Here is a 22,045-nt window from a genome sequence, read left to right as displayed (position 1 = left end):
GAGTGAAACAATTCGCGACCGTCGGCGGCGAGTCACTCCCCCGCGCCCGTGCCGGGCTCGGAGACCAGCCCCGCGCCGATGGCCCGTGCGGTGAGCGCCGCCCGGGAGGAGACCCCGAGCTTGCGCATCGCCGACTTCATCTGGCTCGCCACCGTGTGGTGCGAGCGGTGCAGGGCATCGGCGATCTCCCGGTTCGTCCGCCCCTCGGCCGCGAGGGCGACGACCTCCCGCTCGCGGGGCGACAGGCTGGGACCGTAGCCCTTCCGGCCGCCGCGCCACACGCGCGGCACCTGGCGGCCGTGCGCACGCAGGGTACGGGCGACGCGGTCCACATCGAGGCTCGCCGGCAGGGACGACAGTCCATCCAGGACGTCAGTGAGCAGGTCGAGCCCCTCCGGAACGGCCCCGGCCCGGATCAGGCACCCCGCCTGCCGCTCGCGGGAGAGCGCCGCGCTGTACGGCCGGGGAAGCGCCGCCCAGGCTGCGGCGGCCCGCCCGAACAGGCCCGCCGCCGAGGCGTGGTCGCCTGCGGCCTCGGCAAGCAGGCCCCGGCAGTCCAGCACGGCGGCCCGCGGCGCGGGCAACCGCCCGGTGGGCAGCCCCCGGGCGAACGCGTGGACCAGGTCCTGCGCCTGTGCGGTGGCTCCGACGGCGAGCAGGGCCTGGACGCGGGCGGGCACCACGTCGGTGCCCCACAGCCAGACCCCCTTCTCCGCAACGACCTCGCACGGGTCGCGGGAGATCGTCAACGCCTCGCCGGGTCGGCCCTCGCGCAGCCGGATCTGCACCAACGTCGCCACCGCCTCTGCGACGGTGTCCCAGGCCCCGGCGTCGCGGGCACCCGACACCGCGCGTTCGATCTCCCGCGCCGCCTGGACAAGGTCACCGGTTGCCATACGCAGCAGGCCACCGACCATGATCGGCTCGACCCGGCTGACCGGGTGGAGGTCGTCGGTGTCCGCCAGCGTGGCCGCACGCTCCGCGAGACCGTCCCAGGCGCCCGTGAACCAGTCGAGGTGCAACCGGGTGGAGTCGACGAGCTCCCTGATCCTGACCTGCTCGTACTCGACTGCGAGCCGACGGGCGGTCGCGAGCCAGCCGCCGGCCGCCGCGTACCGCCCCCACCGCATGGCCGCGTCGCCGATGTTGAGGTAGCCGACGGTGATGATCCGGCGGTCCCTGGCGGTCCGGGCCGTCTGCGGGATCTGCGCCGCCTCCGCCCAGCCGCGCTCGTCACCGAGTTGCAGCAGGGCGGGCGCGCGGCCGGCCGCGACCCGTAGCCGGTCCGACGGCTCCAGCGACCGCGCGAACTCCGCCGCCCGGTCCAGCCAGGTCAGGTGCCGGGCCGCCGGCGAGCGGCCGCGCGGCCAGCCGAGCAGCATCATGGCGACGGCGGGTGAGGCATGCCGACGGTCGAGGTGCGGCAGCGCCCGCTCCAGCTCCGCGTGGGCCTCGTCGAACTCCTCCATGTCGTTGAGGATCCGGGCGAGCTGGAAGCGGAGGTTGGCCTCCAACCCCGGATCGGGGACACCTCCGTCGAGCACCCGGCGCACGGCGGCGGTGAGGTCCCGCAGGCGGTCCGGGCCGGTGAAGGAACCGAACGGCACCTTCTCCACCAGCGCGCACATCTGCGCGGCGGGCACGTCGCCGTTGGTCAGCACGTCGTGCAGCAGTGCGCCCGCGGTGGTCTCGTCGCCGGTCTGCAGCGCCACGTCCGCGGAGAGTTCCGCGTACCTGCCCCACCGCTCGCCGTCGCCGGCCTGCCGGAAGTGCCGCGCGAGCTGCGCCAGCGGTCGTGGGGTCACGGTCTCGAGCACCCGCCCCGCGCGCTCGTGCAGCGTACGGCGGTCCCGTTCGTCGATGGCGTCGTAGATGGCCCGGCCGGCAAGCACGTGGCGGAAGGACACCCGATGGTGGTCCCGTCGGTGCAGCAGGCGGCGGGCGACGGCTTCGGCCAGGCCGGCGGCGAACTCGGCCGGCGGCAGTTCGCTGATCCGCGCCAGCAGGTGTTCGGCGACGGGATCGGCGACGACCGCGGCGGCTCGGAGCACTGCCCGGGTGGCGCCGTCGAGGCGGCCGGCGTGCTCCAGCACGGTGTCCCGCACCGTCGGGGGCACCACGATCTCCTCCAGAGGAAGCCGCTTCCAGCCCTGGCCGCGACGAACGAGGTCGCCGCGTCGGGCCATCAGCCGCACGCACTCCTCGACGGCGAGCGGCACCCCTTCGGTGCGGGCGTGCAGGTGCTGGGCGAACTCGCCGGAGACCTCCTGGTTGGCCAGCATCGACGAGGCGAGCGCCGCGGTCTCGGACTCGTCGAGCGAATCGAGGACGACTCGCAGCCGTGCGCGGTGCGGCCGGAGGCGTCCCGACAGGCGCAGCAGCCACGGGTCCCCCACCAGGTCCTCCGGGCGGTAGGCCACCACCAGGCTGGGCGCCTGGCCGTGCCGCTCGGCCAGGAACAGCAGGAACTCCCGGGTCGCGTCGTCGGACCACTGTGCGTCGTCGACGACGAGCAGGCCCACTCCGAGCCTGTCGAGCAGTTCGGCGAGGGCCCGGAGCACCCGGTGCCGGGCGGCGCTCGCGTCCCCGGCCGGCTCGGGGGCCGGCGGCAGGTGCTCCGCCCACTCGGGGAACAGCGGTCGCAGTGCGCCGGCCAGGCCGCTGAGGCCCAGGTCCGCCACCGTGCCGACGTCGGTGGCCAGCAGCGCCTCGACGATCGGTCCCAACGTGTACGGCTCGCGCACGGGCGGACATACCGCCGTCAGCGCGCAGTGCACACCGCCGGCGGGGGAAGCGAGGAACTCCTCCAGCAGCCGGCTCTTGCCGACGCCGGCCTCCCCCTCGACCAGCACCAGCGCCGAGGCGTCGGTGAGCACCTGCTCCAGCCGGGCCAGTTCCCCCTCGCGGCCGATCAGCAGCGGGGCCGCCACACCGTCGACGTCCGGCTCCGCCGCGCCACGGCGGGGAGAGTCGCCGCCGACCACCGCAGCCTCCACAGCTCGTCCGCTCGCACCTGCACAGCTGTCAGTGATCATCGTTTATGTGATGGTCGGCAGCAAGGCGTTTCGTCCTCTCGCCCGGCACCACGGGTCTCGCCGTGACGCGTGGCGGAGCCGTCCACGCCAGTGCGGCCGTCCGTCCCTCGTGCGCGCCGGCGGGCCTGATCAGGCGCCGACGGCCGCACATGGTGCCGGCGAATCGTTCGACGCCCGGTGCTTCGACCGGATGACGAGGGGAACGCAGGCCGCGCCGACGAGACCCGTCGCGATCGCGGTATCGGTCATCCACCGCATGGATTCATCGGCGTTCGAGAAGGCGACGAGTATCCCGGTATTGACGCCCCAGTGCAGAACGGTAGCCACAAGGATGCGAGCCCACCATGAGCGCCCGACCGTGATGGCTGCCGCGGTGATGGACAGTCCGATGGTCGAGACGACGAAGACTGAGTAGACCGCGATTCCGGCGCCCGCCACGTGGAAGTGGCCGAGCCCGAAGAGCATGCCGGTAACGGCGGCGGCCGGTAACGTCGGCATGCGCGTTTCGAGCAGGGGTTGCACGAGGCCCCGCCAGCCGACTTCCTCGCCGGCCGCGCCAAGGAACTGCGCGAACAGGATCAGGGCCAGCGGTGCGGGAAGCGTCGAGGTGTCAAGCGACTGCCAGCGGCGCGGCTCGACGATCGCCAGAAGCCAGAGGAGGAGGATGACCGCCAGCGACAGCCCGACGGCGGCCCAGAGTGGGGCCAGGACGCCTCGCCTGGTCGTACGCGGGTAGGGCAGGCGGCCTCGCCAGATCGCGTACATGACGAGGCTGCCGAATGCGGTGGAGAACTGGGTGAGCACCAGGATGGTCGGGTCGAGCCCGGTCACCCCCTGCGCCAGCGTGAACAACGGCGAGGCGGCGGCCGACACCACCAGAAACGCGACGACGATCGTTCTCATGCGCGCCCTACCCGCTCCCACCGGAGGGACAGTGTTCGTCTTCGTCATGCGTCCAGCCTCGGCCAGGCGACGGCTTCAGACACTGGAGCTGGGCGTCCGGCTGGGTGCAGTTTTCCCTACCGCGGGCTCAGCGTTCGTTGAGGTACGCCAGTACCGCCAGGACCCGTCGGTTGTCGTCGAGACTCGGGTGCAGACCGAGCTTCGCGAACACGTTCGAGATGTGTTTGGTCGTCGCGCTCTCGCTGATATGCATCTCGCCGCCGATCGCCGTGTTCGAGCGCCCCTGTGCCATGAGGTCGAGGACCTGCCGCTCGCGTTCCGTGAGCCTGCCGACGGGCCCGCGCCGTTCGACACGGTTGATGAGCGCGCTGATGACCGTGGGGTCGAGTACGGTGCCGCCGGCGGCGACCTGGGTGAGGGCGTCCATGAACTGACGCGGATGGGACACCCGATCCTTCAACAGGTAGCCGATTCCACCGGCCTCGTCGGCGAGGAGTTCGCGTACGTACATCTGCTCCACGTACTGCGAGAACAGCAGGACCGGCAGCGCGGGTTGGACCCGTCGTGCCGCCAGCACGGCGCGCAGCCCCTCGTCCGTGTGCGACGGAGGCAGGCGGATGTCGACGATCGCGACATCGGCCCGCCAGTCGCCGAGAACCCGGCACAGCTCGGGTCCTGTACCCGCCTGCTCGACCACCTGATGGCCGGCGGCCTCGAGCAGGCCGACCAGGCCGGCGCGCAGCATCATCTGGTCCTCTGCGACTACGACGCGCACGGCACCTCCATCACGATTTCCGTCGGGCCGCCCGCCGGGCTGCTGACGGCGAGGGTGCCGTCGAAGGCGGCCAGCCGCCGACGGATACCGTCGAGCCCGCCGCCGGGCACGATAACCGCGCTCCCCTTGCCGTCGTCGCGCACCCCGATGCGGAGATGGTCCTTCTGGATGTCCGCCGTCACCACGAGGTGAGCCGCGCCGGAATGCTTCGCGGCGTTGGTCAGCAGTTCGCGGGTGGCGAAGTACGCCGCGACCTCGAGCGAGGAGTCCAGACGTCCGGGTAGCCGTACCTGCGTGGTCGTCGGCAGTGCCGACTCGATGGCCATCGCCTCGATCGCCGGGCCCAGTCCGCGATCGGCGAGGACGGGAGGGTGGATCCCGCGCATGAGATCGCGCAGTTCGCCGAGGGTGTTCGAGGAGTCCTCACGCGCCTGACAGATGAGGGCGAGCGCCGCGTCCGGGTCGCTGGCCATGAGGGTCTCCGCGGCTCCCAGCTTCATGCCGATCGCCACGAGTTGAGCCTGAGCGCCGTCGTGCACATCCCGTTCGATGCGGCGAAGCTGCGCGGCCGCGTCGTCGCGGACCTCGTCGCGGGTGGCCGAGAGGGCGGAGACCCGAGCCTGCAGGTCGACCAGGTGGCTGCCGATCAGTACGGACGACCAGCGGCCCTGTACCCGCAACCACCAGGGTCCGCTGCGGGCGCCAAACACGATGAGAACGCAGCCGAGGACGGCGGCGTACGGCACCGTGCTGGCCGAATTGACTGGGACGAACGCGTACCACTCCGTCGGTTGCAGGCCGAGACCGAGGTAGAGGACTGGCATGGCCACGCAACCGTACAGACCCCAGGCGACAAGTCCGAATGGTGCGATCGCGAGCACGATACCGGTGTACGGGTCGAAAGCCGCCCACAGCATCAGATGCCAGAACGCACGGTCGGTGAGGAGTCGCCAGCACTGACGTGCCTGAGCGGCGAATCCGGAACCGGCGGGGTCCGGCAGGCTCGGCACCGCGAAACCGCTGCCGGCGAAACGCTGAGCCGCCCGGCTCAGTCGCTCGGCCCGGCGATGCAGCACGCGTACGCAGCCGGGAAAGATCAGCACACCGACGCCCAGCGCGACGAGACAGAAGGCGGCGACGGTGACGACCGTCATCGCCATCACCGCGACCAGATGGGCCGTAAGGACCAGCGAGCCACGCATGGCCGTCCGCCGCCTGGCCGGCCCGCCTTCTTCCCTGTCCGACGTCGTCCCGTTCCTCTCCTCCACAGACACGCAAACGATCATGCCCGACTCGCCCTTTACGGGGCATCCAGGTGCGGCCCAGTTCGGCATGTAGCTTCCCCACCGTCATGGATCTGGGCCACACGTTCCGGCTCATCGGAAAGAACGGGCGTCGTGCTCATCTGCCGCCCACCGGAACGGTCCGAGATCCGGGTTTCCCGGCGTCCGAGCGCTCGTGAGTGGCATATGGCACTTCCGGTCAGGGCCGTAACGATCGCTTCACCAGCCAGCCACCGCACCGGTTGGACGCGATCCGCGTCGACGAGCCGGGACCGGGCCGGCCCCGCAAGCGTCCCGACGTACTGATCGCGGACAAGGGCTACGCTCACGACTCCACCAGACGCGCCCTGCGATCGCGCGGGATCCGGCACGTCATCCCGGAACGCTCCGACCAGGTCACCCGCCGGACCGCCAAGGGCAGCGCCGGCGGCAGGCCACCCGCCTCGTCCTCATCGCCGCAATCACCTGGCTTCCATGATCGACGGGACAGGCCCTAGTCGACCCGCGGTCCGCCGGTACGTCCGCGTTTGAGCTCGAAGAAGCCGGGCGTGCCGGAGACCAGCAGCACCCCGTCCCACAGCCGGCCGGCCTCCTCGCCGCGCGGCACGGGGCTCACCACCGGGCCGAAGAACGCGTTGACCGTGCCGTCCGGCCCGGGCACGTGGATCGCCGGGGTGCCGAGGTCCTCCCCCACCGGGTCGAGCCCGTTGTGGTGGCTCGACCGGAGCGCGTCGTCGTGGTCGGTGGACTCGGCGGCCTCGGCAAGGGCGGGGTCGAGATCCAGCTCGACCAGCGCGTCGCGGTACAGGTCGGGCCCGATCGGCGTCTTCTCATGGTGGATGCGGTTGCCGAACGCGGTGTACAGCTCCCGCAGCACCGGTGTGCCGTGCTTCTGCTCGACGGCGGTCATCACCCGGACCGGGCCGAGAGTGTTCGACAGCCACCGTTCGTACCACGGCTCCAAGCCGTCGCGGCCCTGGTTGAGCAGCCACAGACTCATCACGTGGAAGCGCACCTCCACGTCCCGGACCCGCTCGACCTCCAGCAGCCACCGGGAGGTGTTCCAGGCCCACGGGCACTTCGGGTCGAACCACACGTCAACGACGGTCATCGAGGATCCCCCCTTCCCGCAGTCATTCAAGACCCGGGAATTGGTGTGAGGAAGCGCCGATTCTGACCGTTCTGATTGGGCCAATCTGGGGTCACCCCCGTGGACATCCACGTCAGCCTCGCCGGCCCGGCGACCGTGCGTCGAGGATCTACCGGTAGTTGCTGGACGCGATCGACTGTGGCACCGGCGGTCTCACTGACCTCGTGGGGCTGGCCGAAGAACTCCGCTGCGGTCGAGTCGCGACCGCCTCGAAGACGGCGCGCGCATCGGCGCACCATCTGGCGGGGTGGCGGTTCACCGAGCCAGTCACCCATTCAGGCCTGCGCAGCCATCAGCGCATCGGTCTCGGCGAAGCCCAGGGAGCCGTCGAGGGCCTGGTAGGTCCCAGCGGTCAGCAACTCGCGGGCGACGCGCCGCGCCGCCGCGTACGCGGCCAGGGCGATCGCCGGGCCGAGGCTGACCCTCGTGACGCCCAGGCCGGCAAGCTCACTGATCGAGGGTGAGCCCGGCCCGGCCATGACGTTCAACGGCACCGCGAGCTCGGCGGCGAGCGCCGCTATGGTTTCGGCGTCGGTGACGCCGGGCACGAAGACGCCGTCCGCGCCGGCGGCGATGTAGGCCGCCGCCCGGTCAAGCGTGTCCCGCAGTCGGGTGGCGGGATCTCCGAGGGACATCAGGTAGGTGTCGATCCGGGCGTTGATGAACAGCGCCGAACCGGCAGCCTTCCGCGCAGCCGCGATCCGTTCGACATGTTCGGCGGCCGGTCGCGGACCGTCTTCCAGGTTGACACCTACCGCTCCGGCGTCGAGCACCCCACGGATCGTCTCGGCGATCCCGTCGGGATCCTCCGCGTACCCGCCTTCGATATCGGCGCTGACCGGCACGCTGACCGTGGACGCTACGCGGGCGATCAGGTCGAGCGCGCGGTCACGGCCCATCGCCTCGCCATCGCCCGCGCCGATGCTCCAGGCCACCCCGGCGCTGGTAGTTGCGATGGCGACTGCTCCTGCCTCCTCGATCAGCCGCGCGCTCGCGGCGTCCCAGGCGTTGGGCAGCACCAGCGGTTGTCCGGGGCGGTGCAGGGAGCGGAAGTGCACTGCTTGTTCGTCATGCGAGTTGGTCATGGACCTAAGCAAACCGCCGATCGGGCAGCCGGTCTGGCGGGTATCAGACCACGCCGTCACGGGTCACGCCGCTGCCCCTAGTCTTGATGCCTTGCCATCACGTACGCCCTCGACCCGCGCGCCCCCTCGGGAGCGGGCCGCCCCGCACCTCGTACGTGTTCCGCGGCCTCATCTACTGCACAGCCTGCGACCGACGCATGCAGGGCCCGTACAACCACGGTGACGCCTACTACCGCGGCTCCTGCGCGCCGTATGGACCTGGCCCCGGATCATTCGAGCCACCGCCGGCCGCGACCTCGCCCAGGCACGGGTGTGACGCTCGAGGCAGGCCCGGTTGCGGGGTCGGTGACAGCGGCTCCGGCAACAGCGACCGCGGGCAGCAGCACGATCCAGAGCGGGACGGCGCCGACGGCGCGCGGTTCGGGTCAGGTGGTGCCGCGGACGACGAGCGTCGTCGGCAACACGGTCGGCTTGGGCGGGTCGTCGCCGCCGTGCAGCATGGCGACCAGCGCCTCGGCGGCGGCCGTGCCGAAGCCGGGTTTGTTCTGGGCGACGGTGCTGAGCCCGGGCGGGATCAGCGCGGCCACCTCGATGTCGTCGAAGCCGACAATCGCAATGTCGTCGGGAATCCGTAGGCCGGCCGCCTGGGCCGCGCGCATCGCGCCGACAGCCATCTCGTCACCGGCGACGAACACTGCGGTAGGGCGGTCGTCGAGGGCGAGCAGCCGGTCCATCGCGGCGTGACCGCCGTCGAGGTAGAAGTCTCCCTCGATGACGTGGCCGTCGGCGAGCGGCAGGCCGGCCCCGGCCAGCGCGGCCCGGAAGCCGACGAGCCGCTCGGATCCCGGCCAGGTTCGCAGCGGGCCGGTGATGGTGGCGATGCGCCGGTGGCCGCGTTCGACGAGGTGGCGCACGGCGAGCGCCGCGCCGCCGGCATTGTCCGAGGTGATGTAGGTCGACGTCGGGCCCTCGACCCGCAGGTCGAGAGCGACGCACGGCACCTGGGCTTCGACGAGGGCGAGCACGGCTGGGTCCCGGGTGCCGTTGTCGATGATGACGGCGCCGTCGAGATTGTGCTGGCGGACGGCGCGCACGTATCGCTGCCCGTCGTCGGGCCCCGCCGCGTCGTGGCCGGCGAGCAAGAGCAGGTTCAGCCCGTGCGCGCTGAGCGCCGTCTTGAGCGCGACGAGGATCTCCTGCAGGAACGGGTGGCGCCATCCAGGGCGGCGATGGTCGGTGTCCCATACCAGGCCCACCATGTTGGATTTCTTCGTGGCGAGCGTCCGGGCCGACCCGTTCGGCAGGTAGCCGATCTCGGCGGCCAGGTCGAGGATGCGCTGGCGGGTGTGCCGGCTGACGACCTCGGGGGTGTTGAAGACGCGGGACACGGTGGCGACGGACACGCCGGAGCGGCGCGCCAACTCCCTGATTGTGGTCAATGTGGTGCCTTCTCTGTAACCGGTTTCACGACCCTAGCGTCGGCGATGCCCGCCGGTCAACCCGCATCGACCGTTACCGTTTCTTAACTTGACACTCCCTAGCCGAAACCGTTCACACTTCCCAGGAAAGGCGCTCGCCGACGGTCACCCGCAACTTGGCCGGCATCCGATCTTCATCCAACTCCACCCACCCCCACCACCATCGCTTCGCCGACAATGTAACCGGTTTCAGGTAACCGGTTACATCGCACGAAAGGGCTCCCTGGCATGCACCCAAACCGACTGTTGCGACTGGCGGCGGCCACCCTGGCCGCCGGAGTTCTGCTGACCGCGTGTGGCACCGGCACCGAGGGAGGCTCCGGCGGCGGCAACGAAAAGATCACCCTGAACGTCAATCTGTTCGGCAACTTCGGGTACCAGGACCTGTACGCCGAGTACCAGAAGTCGCACCCGAACATCACGATCCAGGAGCACACGGCCGCCTACAACGACCATCATCGCGACCTGATCACCCACCTGGCCACCGGCTCCGGCGCGGGCGACATCGAGGGCGTCGACACGGGCTTCATCGCGCAGATGCGCGAGCGGGGCAACCTCTTCGTCGACCTGGGCAAGGACCGCCAGTCCGAGTACCTCGACTGGAAGTGGACGGCGTCGCTGGCCAAGGACGGCAAGCAGATCGGGTACGGCACCGACGTCGGCGGCCTGGCCATCTGCTATCGGCGTGACCTGTTCGAGAAGGCCGGCATGCCGTTCGACCGCGACCAGGTGTCGGCCGCCTGGGGCAGCGGCTGGGACAAGTACATCGAGTTCGGCAACCGGTACGCGGCGAAGGCCCCGGCCGGCAGCGCCTTCTTCGATGGCGGAGGCCAACTGTTCAACGCCATCATCGGCCAAGCCCCGGTCGGGTACTACAACGAGGACAACGCCATCGTCGTGGGCACCAACCCCGATGTCCGAAAGGCCTGGGACCTGACGGTGAAGGCGATCCAGAGCAACCTGTCGGCCAAGCTGATCGGCAGCTCGCAGGAGTGGAACAACGGCTTCGCGAAGGACCAGTTCGCCACCATCGCGTGCCCGGCCTGGATGATGACCAAGATCAAGGACCAGGCGAAGCACGCCGCCGGCAAGTGGGACGTGGCGAGCGTCCCGGGCGGCGGCGGCAACTGGGGCGGCTCGTACCTCACCGTTCCCAAGCAGGGCAAGCACATCGAGGAGGCGAAGAAGCTCGCGGCGTGGCTGACCGCCCCGGAACAGCAGGCCAAGGTGTTCACTGCGCGGGGCAACCTGCCGTCCATCCCGGCTCTGTACGACAAGCCCGACATTGCCCAGTACAAGGACGCCTACTTCAACAACGCTCCGGTGGGCCAGCTCTTCACCGCCGCGGCAAAGCAACTCAAGCCCCAGTACCAGGGCCCGCGAGCCGGGGACGTGCAGACCACCATCCGCGACGCCCTCGTCCGCATCGAACAGGGCAAGCAAAGCTCCGACGAGTCCTGGAAGCAGATGGTCAGCGACGTCGAGCGCCTCGCCAAGTAACTCGACCCGCGCCGCCGGCGGTCGCCCCCTGACCGCCGGCGGCCCCCGGCGACGAAGGATCGACGATGGCCACCTACCTCCACCAGGCCCGGCGGGCCGGCCTGAGCCGGCTCGACACCAAGGGCTCGCCCTACCTCTACATCCTGCCGTTCTTCCTGCTGTTCGGCGCGTTCGGGCTGTTCCCGCTGCTGTACACGGCGTACGTCTCGTTCAATGACTGGGACCTGCTCGACTCCGGGTCGCACCGCTGGGTCGGCCTCGCGAACTACCGCGAAATGCTGCAGGACGCGTACTTCTGGAACGCCCTGGGCAACACACTCAGCATCTGGGTGCTGTCCACCGTGCCGCAACTGCTCGCCGCGCTCTGGATCGCCCACCTGCTCAACCACCGGCTGCGGGCCCGCACCGCGCTACGGATGGGCGTGCTGCTGCCCAACGTCACCTCGATCGTGGCGGTGACGATCGTCTTCACCCAGCTGTTCGGCCGCGACTTCGGCATGGTCAACTGGGCGCTCGGCCTCGTCGGCGTCGGCCCGATCGACTGGCAGGCCAACACCTGGAGCTCCCACCTGGCCATCTCGTTCATCGTCGCCTGGCGGTGGACCGGCTACAACGCCCTCATCTACCTCGCCTCGATGCAGGCGATCCCGCACCACCTGTACGAGGCCGCCGACCTCGACGGCGCGTCGCAGGGTCAGCAGTTCAGGCGGATCACCGTCCCGATGCTGCGGCCGACGATCATCTTCACCACGGTGATCTCGACGATCGGCGGCCTGCAGATCATGGCCGAACCCCTGCTGTTCGCCAGCTCCCAGACGCCCACCGGCGGCTCCGACCGGCAGTTCCAGACCGTCGCCCTGTTCATGTACGAGCAGGGGTTCCGGGAGTTCCGCTTCGGCTACGCCTCGGCGGTCGCCTGGACGCTCTGTCTGGTCATCGCCATCTTCGCGATCATCAACTTCCTGCTCACCCGGCGCATCGCCAAGGACGAGGACTGAGGAGGACGCCGTGACCACCCTCGCGGACCCCGTACAGACCGGCACCACACCCTCGCCGCCGCAACGCCGGTCCCACCGGCGCAGGAGCTTCGGGTACCCACGCAAGGGCTCGGTCTGGAGCTACGGCGCCCTGCTGGCGGTCGTAGCCGGGTCGGTCTTCCCGCTCTACTGGTCCATCGTCGTGTCCTCGCAGACCAGCGACGCCGTCACGAAGGTGCCGCCGGCCCTGGTGCCCGGCGGGCACCTCTTCGACAACATCGCGCGCGTGTTCGACACGACCGACTTCGGCCGGGCCCTGGTGAACTCCTTCATCGTCAGCGGCTCAATCACCGTCTCCGTGGTGTTCTTCTCGACCCTGGCCGGGTTCGCCTTCGCCAAACTGCGGTTCCGAGGCCGAAAGGCGCTTCTCGTCGTGGCCATCGCGACCTCGATGGTGCCGCACCAGCTCGGCATCATCCCGCTGTACATCCTGATGGCCGACCTCGGCTGGACCGGACGCCTCACCGCCGTGATCGTGCCTGGGCTGGTAACCGCGTTCGGCGTCTTCTTCATGACCCAGTACCTCGGCCGCGCCGTGCCCGACGAACTGCTGGAGGCCGGCCGCGTCGACGGGTCCAGCACGTTCGGCCTGTACTGGCACATCGTCCTGCCGGCGGCCCGCCCCGCCGCGGCGGTGCTCGGGCTGTTCACCTTCATGCAGGCGTGGAACGACTTCTTCTGGCCGCTGGTCGTGCTGCAGAACAACGCGACCGTGCAGGTGGCGCTCTCCGCACTGGCCAGCGGCTACACCACCGACTACACCCTGACGCTGACCGGCACGTTGCTCGCCACGCTGCCGATCCTCGTCGTCTTCATGCTCCTCGGCCGGCATCTCGTCGACGGCATCATGCAGGGGGCGGTGAAGGGATGACCACCACATCCCAAGGCGCCGCCGCGGCCGCAACCCAGCCGGACCTGCCCGAGCTGCCGGACCTGCCGGCCGGCTTCAGCTGGGGCGCGGCCACCGCGGCGTACCAGATCGAGGGGGCGGTCGACGAGGACGGCCGCGGGCCGTCGATCTGGGACACCTTCTGCCGCCGCCCCGGTGCCATCGACGACGGCACCTCCGGCTCGGTCGCCTGTGACAGCTACCACCGCTGGCGGGAGGACGTGGACCTGCTGGCCGGCCTCGGCGTGGACGCCTACCGTTTCTCGATCGCCTGGCCACGGGTCATGCCGGCCGGGCGGGGCGCGGTGAACCGGCGGGGCCTCGACTACTACGACCGGCTGGTCGACGCCCTGTGCGGGCACGGCATCCAGCCGTTCGTCACGCTGTACCACTGGGATCTGCCCCAGGCGCTCGAGGACGAGGGTGGCTGGCGGGTACGGGATACCGCCGAGTGGTTCGCCGAGTACGCCGCCGCGGTGGCGGGCGTCCTCGGTGACCGGGTCCAGGACTGGATCACGCTGAACGAGCCGTACTGCTCGTCGATGGTCGGCTACGCGGAGGGCCGACACGCTCCCGGCGCCGCCGAAGGACACGGTGCCCTGGCCGCCGCCCACCACCTGCTGCTCGGGCACGGCAGGGCGGTCGCCGCAGTCCGGTCCGCCGCCGGCCCGCGGGCGCGCGTCGGCATCACGCTCAACCTCTCCCCCGCCGTGCCGGCCAGCGATACCGAGGCCGACCGGGCGGCGGCGGATCGGCAGGACCTCATGCTCAACCGGCAGTTCACGGATCCGGTGCTGGGCGGCGCGTACCCGTCCGGGTTCGAGCGGCTCTACGCCGGGGTGAGCGATCTGTCGTTCCGCCGGGACGGTGACCTGGGGGTGATCTCGACACCGCTGGACTTCCTCGGTGTCAACTACTACTACCGGGTGCACGTCGCCGACGCCCCGTACGAGCAGCCCGACCCGGCGCTGCGCAGCGCGTTCGACATCGGGGTCCGGCAGCTACGGCCGGACGGGTTGCCCACCACCGACCTGGGCTGGCCGGTGGAGCCGCAAGGGCTGTTCGACACCCTGACCGGGCTCGCGGACCGTTACCCGGGCCTGCCTGCCGTGTACGTGACGGAGAACGGCTGCGCCGACCTGCGGGACGAACCCGAGCCGGACCCGGAACGGATCTCGTTTGTGGTCGGGCACCTGGCGGCGGCGGCCCGTGCGGCCGCCGTCGACGACCGGCTCGATCTGCGGGGGTACTTCTACTGGTCGCTCATCGACAACTTCGAGTGGGCCCGCGGGTACGGGCCCCGCTTCGGTCTGGCCCACGTCGACTACGGCACCGGATCCCGTACGCCCAAGGCCAGCTACCACTGGCTGCGTGACCGCTTGCGGGCATGGCGGAAACGCACCTCCACCTGACCATCGTCGACCTGCGCCTGACGGACCCCCTTGCGCAACGTCTCGGCCGTGCCGATCCCGAGCCGGGCCGCCACCGCCGTGATCGCCGCAGTCCGACTCGTAGTTCAGCCGCACCTCCGCCACCATCCGCACCGCCCGCTCCCGCAACTCCAGCGGATACGGCTTCGTTTCTGCCATCTCTCGATCCTTCCCAAGCAGGGAAGGCCGAGGTCTACCGACAACTCGGACTCCGACTGAACTACCAGCCGGAAACGCAAACGGTGCGCGCTGAAGTCGATCTCAGCGCACACCGTGGGGTTATCGTTTGTGTCCGAGGGGGGATTCAGACACGTCTACGTAGCACCCATATTCGAAATGGGTGTTCATGCGCCAACAGTAGCGAACTACGTTGCGTAACACTAGACCACAAGCAAGGATCGCCGGGGGAAGTCCCTCTAATTTGCTGTCCCCACGCTACGGCACGATACGGAGCCTTTGGTCAGGTCACCTTGCCCTGCGTTCCACCGACGCCAGCCATGGCGGCTGTAGCCATCTGCGGCAGGATGTTGTGGGTGTGGAGCGAGTGGGCGAGTGGCTTCGTGCCGTCGTCGATCGATTCGCATCGAGTGACTGCACTGCGGGCTGCGCCGCCGTCAGTTTCGTCGAATCCGATCCAGTGCTTCGGTCAGCGCTGCTTTCACGGTCGCCTCCTGTTCGATGGCGTAGCCACGATCCAGGCAGTTGCGGGCAAAGGCTCCGATCTGATCGTTCCGGGTCGCGAACGGTTCCAGATGTGCCCGGCTGTGAGCGGAGAAAGCCCGGCCGGGTTGGTGCCGTGCAGCGCCGACGTCGATGACGTGGACTGTCAACTCTGCGGCGAGGTGGTCGTGGATTCTCGCGGCGATACGCACTCCGCCAAGGTCGGCGTCGGTGCAGATCAGTGTTGACGAGGCCTGCACTGCTGCTTCGGCAATCAGGTTGAGGACGGGCTCTGGTGGCTGGCCGTGGCACCAAATGACCGGCACGCCCGCGTCGATATCGCATAGCGTTTCGGCGGCCTGCCGGTTTTCGATGATCAGAAGCGGCCCCGTCCCGCGGCGTATGTCGATGGAGATCGTGTGCTGAGGGCTGAGCCGGATGTCATGCGGGCCAGGCAGCGGGGAAAGATCGATGACGGCATCTGAGACCTGCAGCCGGACCGGGCCGCCGATGCCGATGTATGGGCTGCGGGATAGGCCGAGTGCAGCGAGGGCGTCGGGTTCGAATCCGAGCTCGGTCAGCAGCCGCTGAACGTCATCGCGGGCTTTGGTGCTTCCCGCGTGGGTTTGCACGAAGGCGCGGACGGAGTTGTGGACGACGCCGGCGGTCAGATCGGTTGCGGCGGTGACTGCCCAGCCGAGCCGGTCCGGGTGTTCGGTGGTGTGCAGGGCTTGGGCGACGCCGGGCCATTCATCGCGCAGGTCGGCGGCGAGTTCGGCGGCGCGGGACTGCAGGGTGGACCGCTGGTCGCGGCGGACTGCGCGGCGGTACTTCTCTGCGGCAGAGAGGTCGGGGTGCGGGTACACCCGCTTCGGACTCGGTGCTGGCCGGCTGCCTGTCAGGTCGTAGCCGATGGTGACGCACGCGGCCCGGGCGAGGGCGAACACGATCGTCTCGGCTTGGGCGCCGAACTTGTCGGCGACCTGCCGCCAGGCGTGTTCGCTGCGGGTCATCCACGCCCAGTCGGTGTCGGAAAGCAGGCCGGCGGGCCGGCGCGGCGGCTGACCGGGGTTTTCGGCCCGCAGCCGCACGCTGCGGTAGTACGGGTCGCCGTTCCGGTCGCGTGGATACCGGCCACTGGCTGGTAGCGGCGCGTACACGACCAGTCCGGGATAGTCGGTGATCCAGGTCAGCACGATTTCACGATCCGGTTCTGCGTCCGGGACGGCGTTGTCGGATGCGGAGCCGCCTGGGATCGTCACGCTTGTGTCTCCCCGCGGTAGGAGGTCATCCACATGCTGAGCAGCTCGACGCGGGCTGTTTCGGACTCGCTGCCAACGACGACGGGTGCCTGGTTGTAGGCGTATGCGTCCGAGGTTCGCCGTAGCTTGATGTACAGGCTGGAGGAGCCGACGGCGTACCGTTCCATGTCGTCCTGCAGGGCGCCGACGACGCTGATCGCCCGGTCCCGGCCGATGTTCTCGAACAGGGCGACCGCGTCACGGCGGTGCGCAGAGCCGAGGTTGCGTCCGAGTTCGTCGAGGACGAGCAGCAGCGGCCGGTCCTGCGAGCCGGCAAGCGCGGCCGCGCAGACGAGTTTGACGGCTTTGTCGTCCATCTGGGCGGTGTTGCCGCGCAGCTGGTACGACGACAGTGGTTTCCCTTCGCCGCGTCGCCACCGTGGGGTGATCGCCCACTGCCAAGGCTTCTGCGGGTCTGCTGGTGGTTCTGGTTCGGGGAAGTCGAGGGCGCCGCCGTACCCGCCATACGCCTGGTCGAGGGCGTCGAACTCGTCAGAAACCTGCTTCAGCTTGGCTTTGATGGCCTTCGCGAGGGTGGCTCGCACTGCGGTCGCCGCGAGTTGGGCCTCCCTCAGGTGGTCTTCGGCGCTCTGCAGTGTCCCGGTGAGTCGTTCCCGTTCGGCGCTGATCTCGTCGAGTTGCTGCCGGTCGATGCTTTCAAGGTCGTCGAGGTGCTGGCCGATGATCCGCAGTACCTGCGGGATGAGCCGGATGTAGGCGCTGAGCCGGCGGTCGCGGCGCTGCTGGTCGACGACTTTCAGCTCCTCCGGCAGCTGCTCGTCCGGGGTGCCCGGCGGGAAACACGCCTGCTGCAGCCGGTCGGTCTGCCCTGCACACAGGTCGTCCCATTCGGCGACACCGCGTTTCTGCTCCGTTTCGGTGAGGGTGAGCAGGTGCTGTTCCGCGGACGCGAAGGTGCCCGCCCACGCTTCCTGCCGACGTGGCAGGTCCAACTCCGCCCGCGCGTCGATTTTCGCCTGCCACTGGTCCTGGTTCTGCTGCAGGTCCCGGCTCAACCGTTCCTTCTCCGCTTTCGCGGCGGCGATCCGCTCGTTGCGGCCGCTCTTCTCCGAAAGCGCCGTCAGGTAAGCCTTATTCGCATGGGCATGTGGGGCAGCGAGTTCGTCCAGCTCCTCATCGATCTTCGCGTTCTTCTTCCGTAACTTCCCGACCTGGGAGTCGATCTCGTCGGCCTCGAGCGCCGCCTTGGCTCCCTCGACCCGCCCATCAGCACGCTTCTTGGCCCGCTGCGCGTCCCGCACGCTGTCGTCCGCCTCACCGTCGTCAGCGGACGCGGCGGTGAGGGCGTCACGGGCAGCCTGAATCCGGCCGGCGCGGCCGGTCATGGCTTCTGCGTACCCAGCAATACCATGCACCCCGGCGGCCGTGTCGATCAGTCCACCGGTGCCGGCACGGTCCCGCAGAGCGGTCAGGAACCGGGCCACGGTCACCACCGCGTTCGCCGCCGCTGGCAGGTCTGGGCCACCCGCGAATCCGTCCGGGTCAGCTTCGACGAGCAGCGAGCCGGGGACGTCGGTGAGCGCCGCCTGGGCGGCAGTCGCATCGGTGACGACGACCGCATGCCGATACGGCAGCAGCCGTGCTTCCCAGACAGGGCGCTGCTCGTCGGTGAGACTGACCACGTCGACAAGCGGGACGGCCTCGGTGAAGCCAGCCGCGCGCAGCGCCTGCACCTGGGCGACCGCGACGTCCTCGCCGCGTTCTGCGGCGGCCAGCGCCTTACGTGCGTCCTTGACGGCTTGTTCGGTGATGCCTTTGCGGCGTTGCGCGCGGTCGACCGAGGCGTTGGCGTCGCGGAGCTCATGCTCGGCCTGGGCGACGGTCCGACCGTCCGCGACGACCGCCTTCTCCCGCAAAGCGCGGCTACGTGTGGTGAGGAGCTCGACCTGGGCGACGTAACCGGTCTGTTCTTTCCGCAGACTGTTCACCTCGGCGTCGATGTCGTTGTACGCCTTCACCCGCTGCCGGTAGCTCTCGTCGAACGCCTTGTCGTCAGTAAGTTGACCGACTTTGACGTCGGCAGCGTCGATGGCTGCTTGGAGCTCTTTGCGTTTGGCTTCGAGCTGAGTGATGTCATGCCGCAGCTCCGCGTCCGTGGCGACACCGTCGACGAGGTAGCGGGCGCACCGCGACCGCCAACTGTCGAGCGCGTCGGCCTTTACCGTACGGGCTGCTTCGCGGGCCCGGATCATGTCTTCGGTGACGGTGACCCGCTCGTCCCACCGCTCGTACTCTTCCTTCGCGGTGTTCGCGGCGAGCGCGGCTTGGTACTGATTCTGCCGGGCCGCCTGTTCGTCGTCGATCTCGCGGGTCAGGCCGGTCAGCGCACCGATCGCATCGAAAATCCGCTCCGGGGTCAGCTCGTTCAGTGGCTGGGCCAGCAGGTTCGCTGTAGGGCTGGCTCGCACCGACGTGGACAGGAACGACACGCATCGCACGGTCTGCCCATACAGGGTGCGGGCGAGTTTGTTCGCCCGGATGTCGGTACGACCGTTGCTGCGCGGTAACTCGTCCCACAAGCCGTCGGCGCTGCCGGCCCGGTCGTTTTCGCTGGCACCGTACGCGACGTGCAGCTGCGGCTTCCATCGCAGTTCGACGTGGGGCGCCTGCCGGTTGATCCGCAGCCACACCGTCAGCACGTCCGCCTCAAGTTCGGCGAGCGCCCGGGCGGTGGGCGGGACGAACACGCCGACGATGTAGCCGTGGTCGGCGTTCGCGTGGACGACTTCCTGCCCGGCGAGTTCGGCGGTGAACAGCAGTTCGGCGGCTGCCTGCGCGCCGGATTGCAGCCGCCACTGCTCGTCGGCGTGCAGCAGGCTGAGGCCGGCGATGAACGACGACTTTCCAGCGCCGTTGGAGTCCGACGGTCCTTGGCCGGCGATGGTGATCAGGCCGCGGGAGGTGATCGGGACCGGGTGGGTCGACAGCCGGGAGATATTGATCATTTGGATGCCGGCGAGGACCCGCGGTCCGACGATGTCGGTGGCGCCGTCGTCGACGGGGTTACCTGCTGCGGTCAACGAATGTTCTCCCTGCTGGCGGTGCGGTTGCGGCGTTCACGGATTGCGGCGGCGAGCGGATGGTTCGGGGCGGCGGCGAGGATCAACTGTTCCTGCAGCCGGGCCCGAGCGGCCGGGGTCAGGCGCAACAGTTGCGGGCCGGGCACGTATCCACCTTCGGCGTCGGCGCGGTCGCGGACCCGGGTGAGCAGCCCGGCGGCGACGAGTTTGCTCGCTGCGGCTTTTGCGGCGACCGCCGGGAGTTTGCTGGCCTTCAGGATGTCGGCCTCGGTGGTCGGGTACGGGCTCGTCCAGGTGTCGGGAGCGAGGCGTTCCTCGCTGCGGGCGATCGCGACCGAGTAGATGAGCACGAGAGCGAGCACGGCTCGCTCGACGGTGGTCAGTGGCTGCCAGCCGGCGGCGGTGAGCTGCGCGGCAACTGTGTCGTCATATCCGGAGGTGAACCGCAGCCCGTCGACCTGGACGAGGACCCGGCCGGTGTGGCGCAGCAGTTGCTCGAGTCGGTCCCGGCTGGTCGGGTCCTGCAACGCGTGCAGTTCCTGCCGGTGGACGGGTTCGCGGCTGTGCTCCAGCAGGGCGTACGCCGCTTCGACGTGTTCGCGCTGCCGGTCGGTCAGGGTCGCAAGGACGGAGTCGAACAGCGGGTTCTGGTTGCGGTTCACGGCGCCTCCCCTCCGCCTGGGTCAGACTTCGGCTGGGGGTCGGGGATCATCCGCCACAGTTCCCGGAGCGTGGACAGCTCCAGCGACCCCCACCCGGTGACGCGAGGCCCCAGCCGGACCCGGTCGGCCGTCTGCAGCACCCACCGGGACGCTTCCAGCCGGCGCAGGCTGGCGGACAGCAGCTTGCGCCGGCTGGCCCGGTCCCGGCCCGGGGTCAGCTGCTGTAGCACCTGGTCGACGTCAGTAAGATCGGCCGGCTGGCCCGGCCACAAGTCGGTGCCCGGGTCCGGCCAGCAGCAGCGCAGGCAGGCGGCGAACACTCGTAGCGTGCCGGCCGAATCCTGTAGCGTCGCCGGTTCCTGTCGGTACTCGGCGAGGACCTCCGGCGCAGCACTTGGCGGCAGGTTCGGCAGGAACCACACTGACTGGGCGTCCGGCTCGACCAGGCGCCGCATCCCTGCTGGGGATGGGCTGCCCGCGGGTGCCTGTTGCGGGCCGCCGGAGCGGATCTTCGCCCACCACAGTGCGGTGTCGTGTTCGTTCACGCCGGCGCCTCCGCCGGTGTCCGGCGCCTGAACCAGCCGTCGGTGATCCAGGTCAGGTCTCCGACCACGTTGATCCGCAGCCCGTCCCCCCAGGTCAGCAGGTAAGGCAGCTCGGGTCGCAAGCCGATCGCGGTCAAGTCCGACAGCACCCGACGGCTGGCCGCCCAATCCCCGGCCGTGTCCAACAGCTCGGCGACGGTGACCTCGTCGCGGCCGGCCAGCAGCTCCTCCGCCCGAGTGGCAAGCAGTTCCGCCTCCATATCGGCACCGACCTGTTCAGGGCCTGGTTCATCGTCAATCCGCGGCCGAGGCGGCGGTGTCCGCCCCGTGTCGGTCCGCAACCCTTCTTCGACCGCGTCGAGCAGGTCGTCAACGGTGAAGTGCGGATTCGGCGCGTCGAACAGCAACCCGTCCAGCGCGGCCGCAAGCTCGTCGCCGGTGGCGTCGCGGGCGAAGCTGCGCCACTTCTCCGCTGGCAACAGCCCCAACGCCCGGGTTCGGCCGGCCCGGTCGATCAGTCGCCGCGCCGCGGCGTTCACCGCGTCCCGATACGCGGCCAACGCCATCCGCAGCTGCGTGCACTCTGGCAACAGCTGCGGCCACTTCTCCGTCGCCAGGTTGTGGAAGACGGTCGCCTTGTCGATGAGTTCGCTGTTGCCGAGCATCGGCTGCGCCGAGCTTCGCAACGATTCGACCGTCCCGGACTTCGCCATCTGCATGATGGGGTTCGCCAGCAGCCGGAACACGTTCGCCAGGTCCTGCAGCTGCGCTTGGGCCTGCTCGAGGGTGGTATCGGCGTCCTCGATCGAGAGGCGGGCGATCGACAGCATCTGGTGCAGCTCGCCGAGGCCGCCGGTCTGCGCCAGCCGGCGCAGGAACAGCAGCATCACGTACGGCGCGAACGCCGCCTGGTAGAACATCTCGTTCGGTCGCTCGTTGACTTTGGTAATCGCACGATAGGAGCGCAGCACCTCGAACCGGCGCCGGACCGCGACGGGCGAGGTGTCTCCGAACGCAGCGATCACCTGCTCCACCGTCAAGCCGGCCGGGCCCGCGGACGCGAATGCGTTCAGGATCAGCTCGTCGACGCGAACGAGCGCCGGGTCGTCGACCATCTGGTTCGCGTCACGGGCGAGAACGGCGAACACCTGCCGGTACAGCGCAAGCACGGCAGAATCAGCAGCGTGCTCCTCAAATGGCAGCTCTGCGATCTCGGTCACCAGTTGGTGCCTCCGTTGCCCCCCTTGGATCGGGTGCCGGGGCGGGCTGAA

At 69.6% G+C, this 22,045-nt stretch carries 16 protein-coding genes and 2 pseudogenes; 5 read left to right on the top strand and 13 right to left on the bottom strand.

Annotated elements, in window-relative coordinates; all coding sequences use genetic code 11:
* Positions 1 to 32 precede the first annotated feature (32 nt).
* From Q3W68_RS21935 to Q3W68_RS21920, 4 genes are all read right to left on the bottom strand, one after another.
* Positions 33 to 2,996, bottom strand: a complete 2,964-nt coding sequence (locus Q3W68_RS21935) for a helix-turn-helix transcriptional regulator (RefSeq protein ID WP_302907226.1) — start codon at positions 2,994 to 2,996, stop codon at positions 33 to 35.
* A 168-nt stretch (positions 2,997 to 3,164) separates the two neighbouring features.
* Complete coding sequence (locus tag Q3W68_RS21930; protein WP_302907225.1) at positions 3,165 to 3,938, bottom strand: CPBP family intramembrane glutamic endopeptidase; 774 nt, start codon at positions 3,936 to 3,938, stop codon at positions 3,165 to 3,167.
* 127 nt (positions 3,939 to 4,065) lie between these two features.
* The gene (locus tag Q3W68_RS21925; RefSeq protein WP_302907224.1) at positions 4,066 to 4,713 is read right to left on the bottom strand and encodes a response regulator transcription factor; all 648 of its coding nucleotides are present in this window, start codon (positions 4,711 to 4,713) and stop codon (positions 4,066 to 4,068) included.
* Entirely contained in the window at positions 4,701 to 5,987 is a 1,287-nt protein-coding gene (locus Q3W68_RS21920; protein ID WP_302907223.1) for a histidine kinase, read from the bottom strand. The genes Q3W68_RS21925 and Q3W68_RS21920 overlap by 13 nt, the downstream gene beginning before the upstream one ends.
* Positions 5,988 to 6,247: 260 nt before the next feature.
* Between Q3W68_RS21920 and Q3W68_RS21915 the strand changes: the two are divergent.
* Positions 6,248 to 6,439 (top strand): annotated as a pseudogene (locus Q3W68_RS21915) (transposase); the annotation flags it as partial.
* A gap of 50 nt (positions 6,440 to 6,489) precedes the next feature.
* Here the strand turns inward: Q3W68_RS21915 and Q3W68_RS21910 are convergent.
* From Q3W68_RS21910 to Q3W68_RS21900, 3 genes are all read right to left on the bottom strand, one after another.
* Positions 6,490 to 7,107: a disulfide bond formation protein DsbA gene (locus Q3W68_RS21910; RefSeq protein WP_302907222.1), complete on the bottom strand. Its 618-nt coding sequence runs from the start codon at positions 7,105 to 7,107 to the stop codon at positions 6,490 to 6,492.
* A 314-nt stretch (positions 7,108 to 7,421) separates the two neighbouring features.
* Positions 7,422 to 8,231, bottom strand: coding sequence for an isocitrate lyase/phosphoenolpyruvate mutase family protein (locus Q3W68_RS21905; RefSeq protein ID WP_302907221.1), 810 nt, complete (start codon positions 8,229 to 8,231; stop codon positions 7,422 to 7,424).
* 425 nt (positions 8,232 to 8,656) lie between these two features.
* Positions 8,657 to 9,670, bottom strand: a complete 1,014-nt coding sequence (locus Q3W68_RS21900) for a LacI family DNA-binding transcriptional regulator (protein ID WP_302907220.1) — start codon at positions 9,668 to 9,670, stop codon at positions 8,657 to 8,659.
* 267 nt (positions 9,671 to 9,937) lie between these two features.
* On the opposite strand from Q3W68_RS21900, the gene Q3W68_RS21895 reads away from it, so the two are divergent.
* The 4 genes from Q3W68_RS21895 (at position 9,938) to Q3W68_RS21880 (ending at position 14,547) form a co-directional block, all read left to right on the top strand.
* Positions 9,938 to 11,209, top strand: a complete 1,272-nt coding sequence (locus Q3W68_RS21895) for an ABC transporter substrate-binding protein (RefSeq protein ID WP_302907219.1) — start codon at positions 9,938 to 9,940, stop codon at positions 11,207 to 11,209.
* 65 nt (positions 11,210 to 11,274) lie between these two features.
* Entirely contained in the window at positions 11,275 to 12,207 is a 933-nt protein-coding gene (locus tag Q3W68_RS21890) for a carbohydrate ABC transporter permease (protein ID WP_302907218.1), read from the top strand.
* 130 nt (positions 12,208 to 12,337) lie between these two features.
* A complete protein-coding gene (locus Q3W68_RS21885; RefSeq protein ID WP_198039696.1) occupies positions 12,338 to 13,117 on the top strand; it encodes a carbohydrate ABC transporter permease in 780 nt (259 codons plus the stop codon).
* Positions 13,114 to 14,547, top strand: a complete 1,434-nt coding sequence (locus Q3W68_RS21880; protein ID WP_302907217.1) for a GH1 family beta-glucosidase — start codon at positions 13,114 to 13,116, stop codon at positions 14,545 to 14,547. The genes Q3W68_RS21885 and Q3W68_RS21880 overlap by 4 nt, the downstream gene beginning before the upstream one ends.
* Here the strand turns inward: Q3W68_RS21880 and Q3W68_RS21875 are convergent.
* The 6 genes and pseudogenes from Q3W68_RS21875 to Q3W68_RS21850 all read right to left on the bottom strand — a co-directional run.
* Positions 14,544 to 14,724: pseudogene (locus Q3W68_RS21875) on the bottom strand (IS3 family transposase); the annotation flags it as partial. The gene Q3W68_RS21880 and the pseudogene Q3W68_RS21875 sit on opposite strands and share 4 nt — an antisense overlap.
* Positions 14,725 to 15,179: 455 nt before the next feature.
* Positions 15,180 to 16,487 carry a hypothetical protein gene (locus Q3W68_RS21870; protein WP_302907216.1) on the bottom strand — a complete coding sequence of 436 codons (1,308 nt, stop codon included), beginning with the start codon at positions 16,485 to 16,487 and terminating at the stop codon, positions 15,180 to 15,182.
* Positions 16,484 to 19,567 (bottom strand): hypothetical protein, encoded by a 3,084-nt coding sequence (locus Q3W68_RS21865; RefSeq protein ID WP_302907215.1) that lies wholly within the window; start codon positions 19,565 to 19,567, stop codon positions 16,484 to 16,486. The genes Q3W68_RS21870 and Q3W68_RS21865 overlap by 4 nt, the downstream gene beginning before the upstream one ends.
* Complete coding sequence (locus tag Q3W68_RS21860; protein WP_047890772.1) at positions 19,564 to 20,229, bottom strand: hypothetical protein; 666 nt, start codon at positions 20,227 to 20,229, stop codon at positions 19,564 to 19,566. Before Q3W68_RS21860 ends, Q3W68_RS21865 begins: the two co-directional genes overlap by 4 nt.
* The gene (locus Q3W68_RS21855; protein ID WP_047890771.1) at positions 20,226 to 20,774 is read right to left on the bottom strand and encodes a hypothetical protein; all 549 of its coding nucleotides are present in this window, start codon (positions 20,772 to 20,774) and stop codon (positions 20,226 to 20,228) included. Before Q3W68_RS21855 ends, Q3W68_RS21860 begins: the two co-directional genes overlap by 4 nt.
* Complete coding sequence (locus Q3W68_RS21850; protein WP_047890770.1) at positions 20,771 to 21,994, bottom strand: hypothetical protein; 1,224 nt, start codon at positions 21,992 to 21,994, stop codon at positions 20,771 to 20,773. Before Q3W68_RS21850 ends, Q3W68_RS21855 begins: the two co-directional genes overlap by 4 nt.
* Positions 21,995 to 22,045 lie beyond the last annotated feature (51 nt).

Origin of the sequence: Micromonospora sp. C28ISP2-4 (assembly GCF_030519385.1) — a bacterium.
Taxonomy (GTDB): Bacteria; Actinomycetota; Actinomycetes; order Mycobacteriales; family Micromonosporaceae; genus Micromonospora; species Micromonospora tulbaghiae.
The sequence above is the reverse complement of the archived record's forward strand: the minus strand, read 5'-3'. Positions and strand labels throughout refer to the sequence as shown.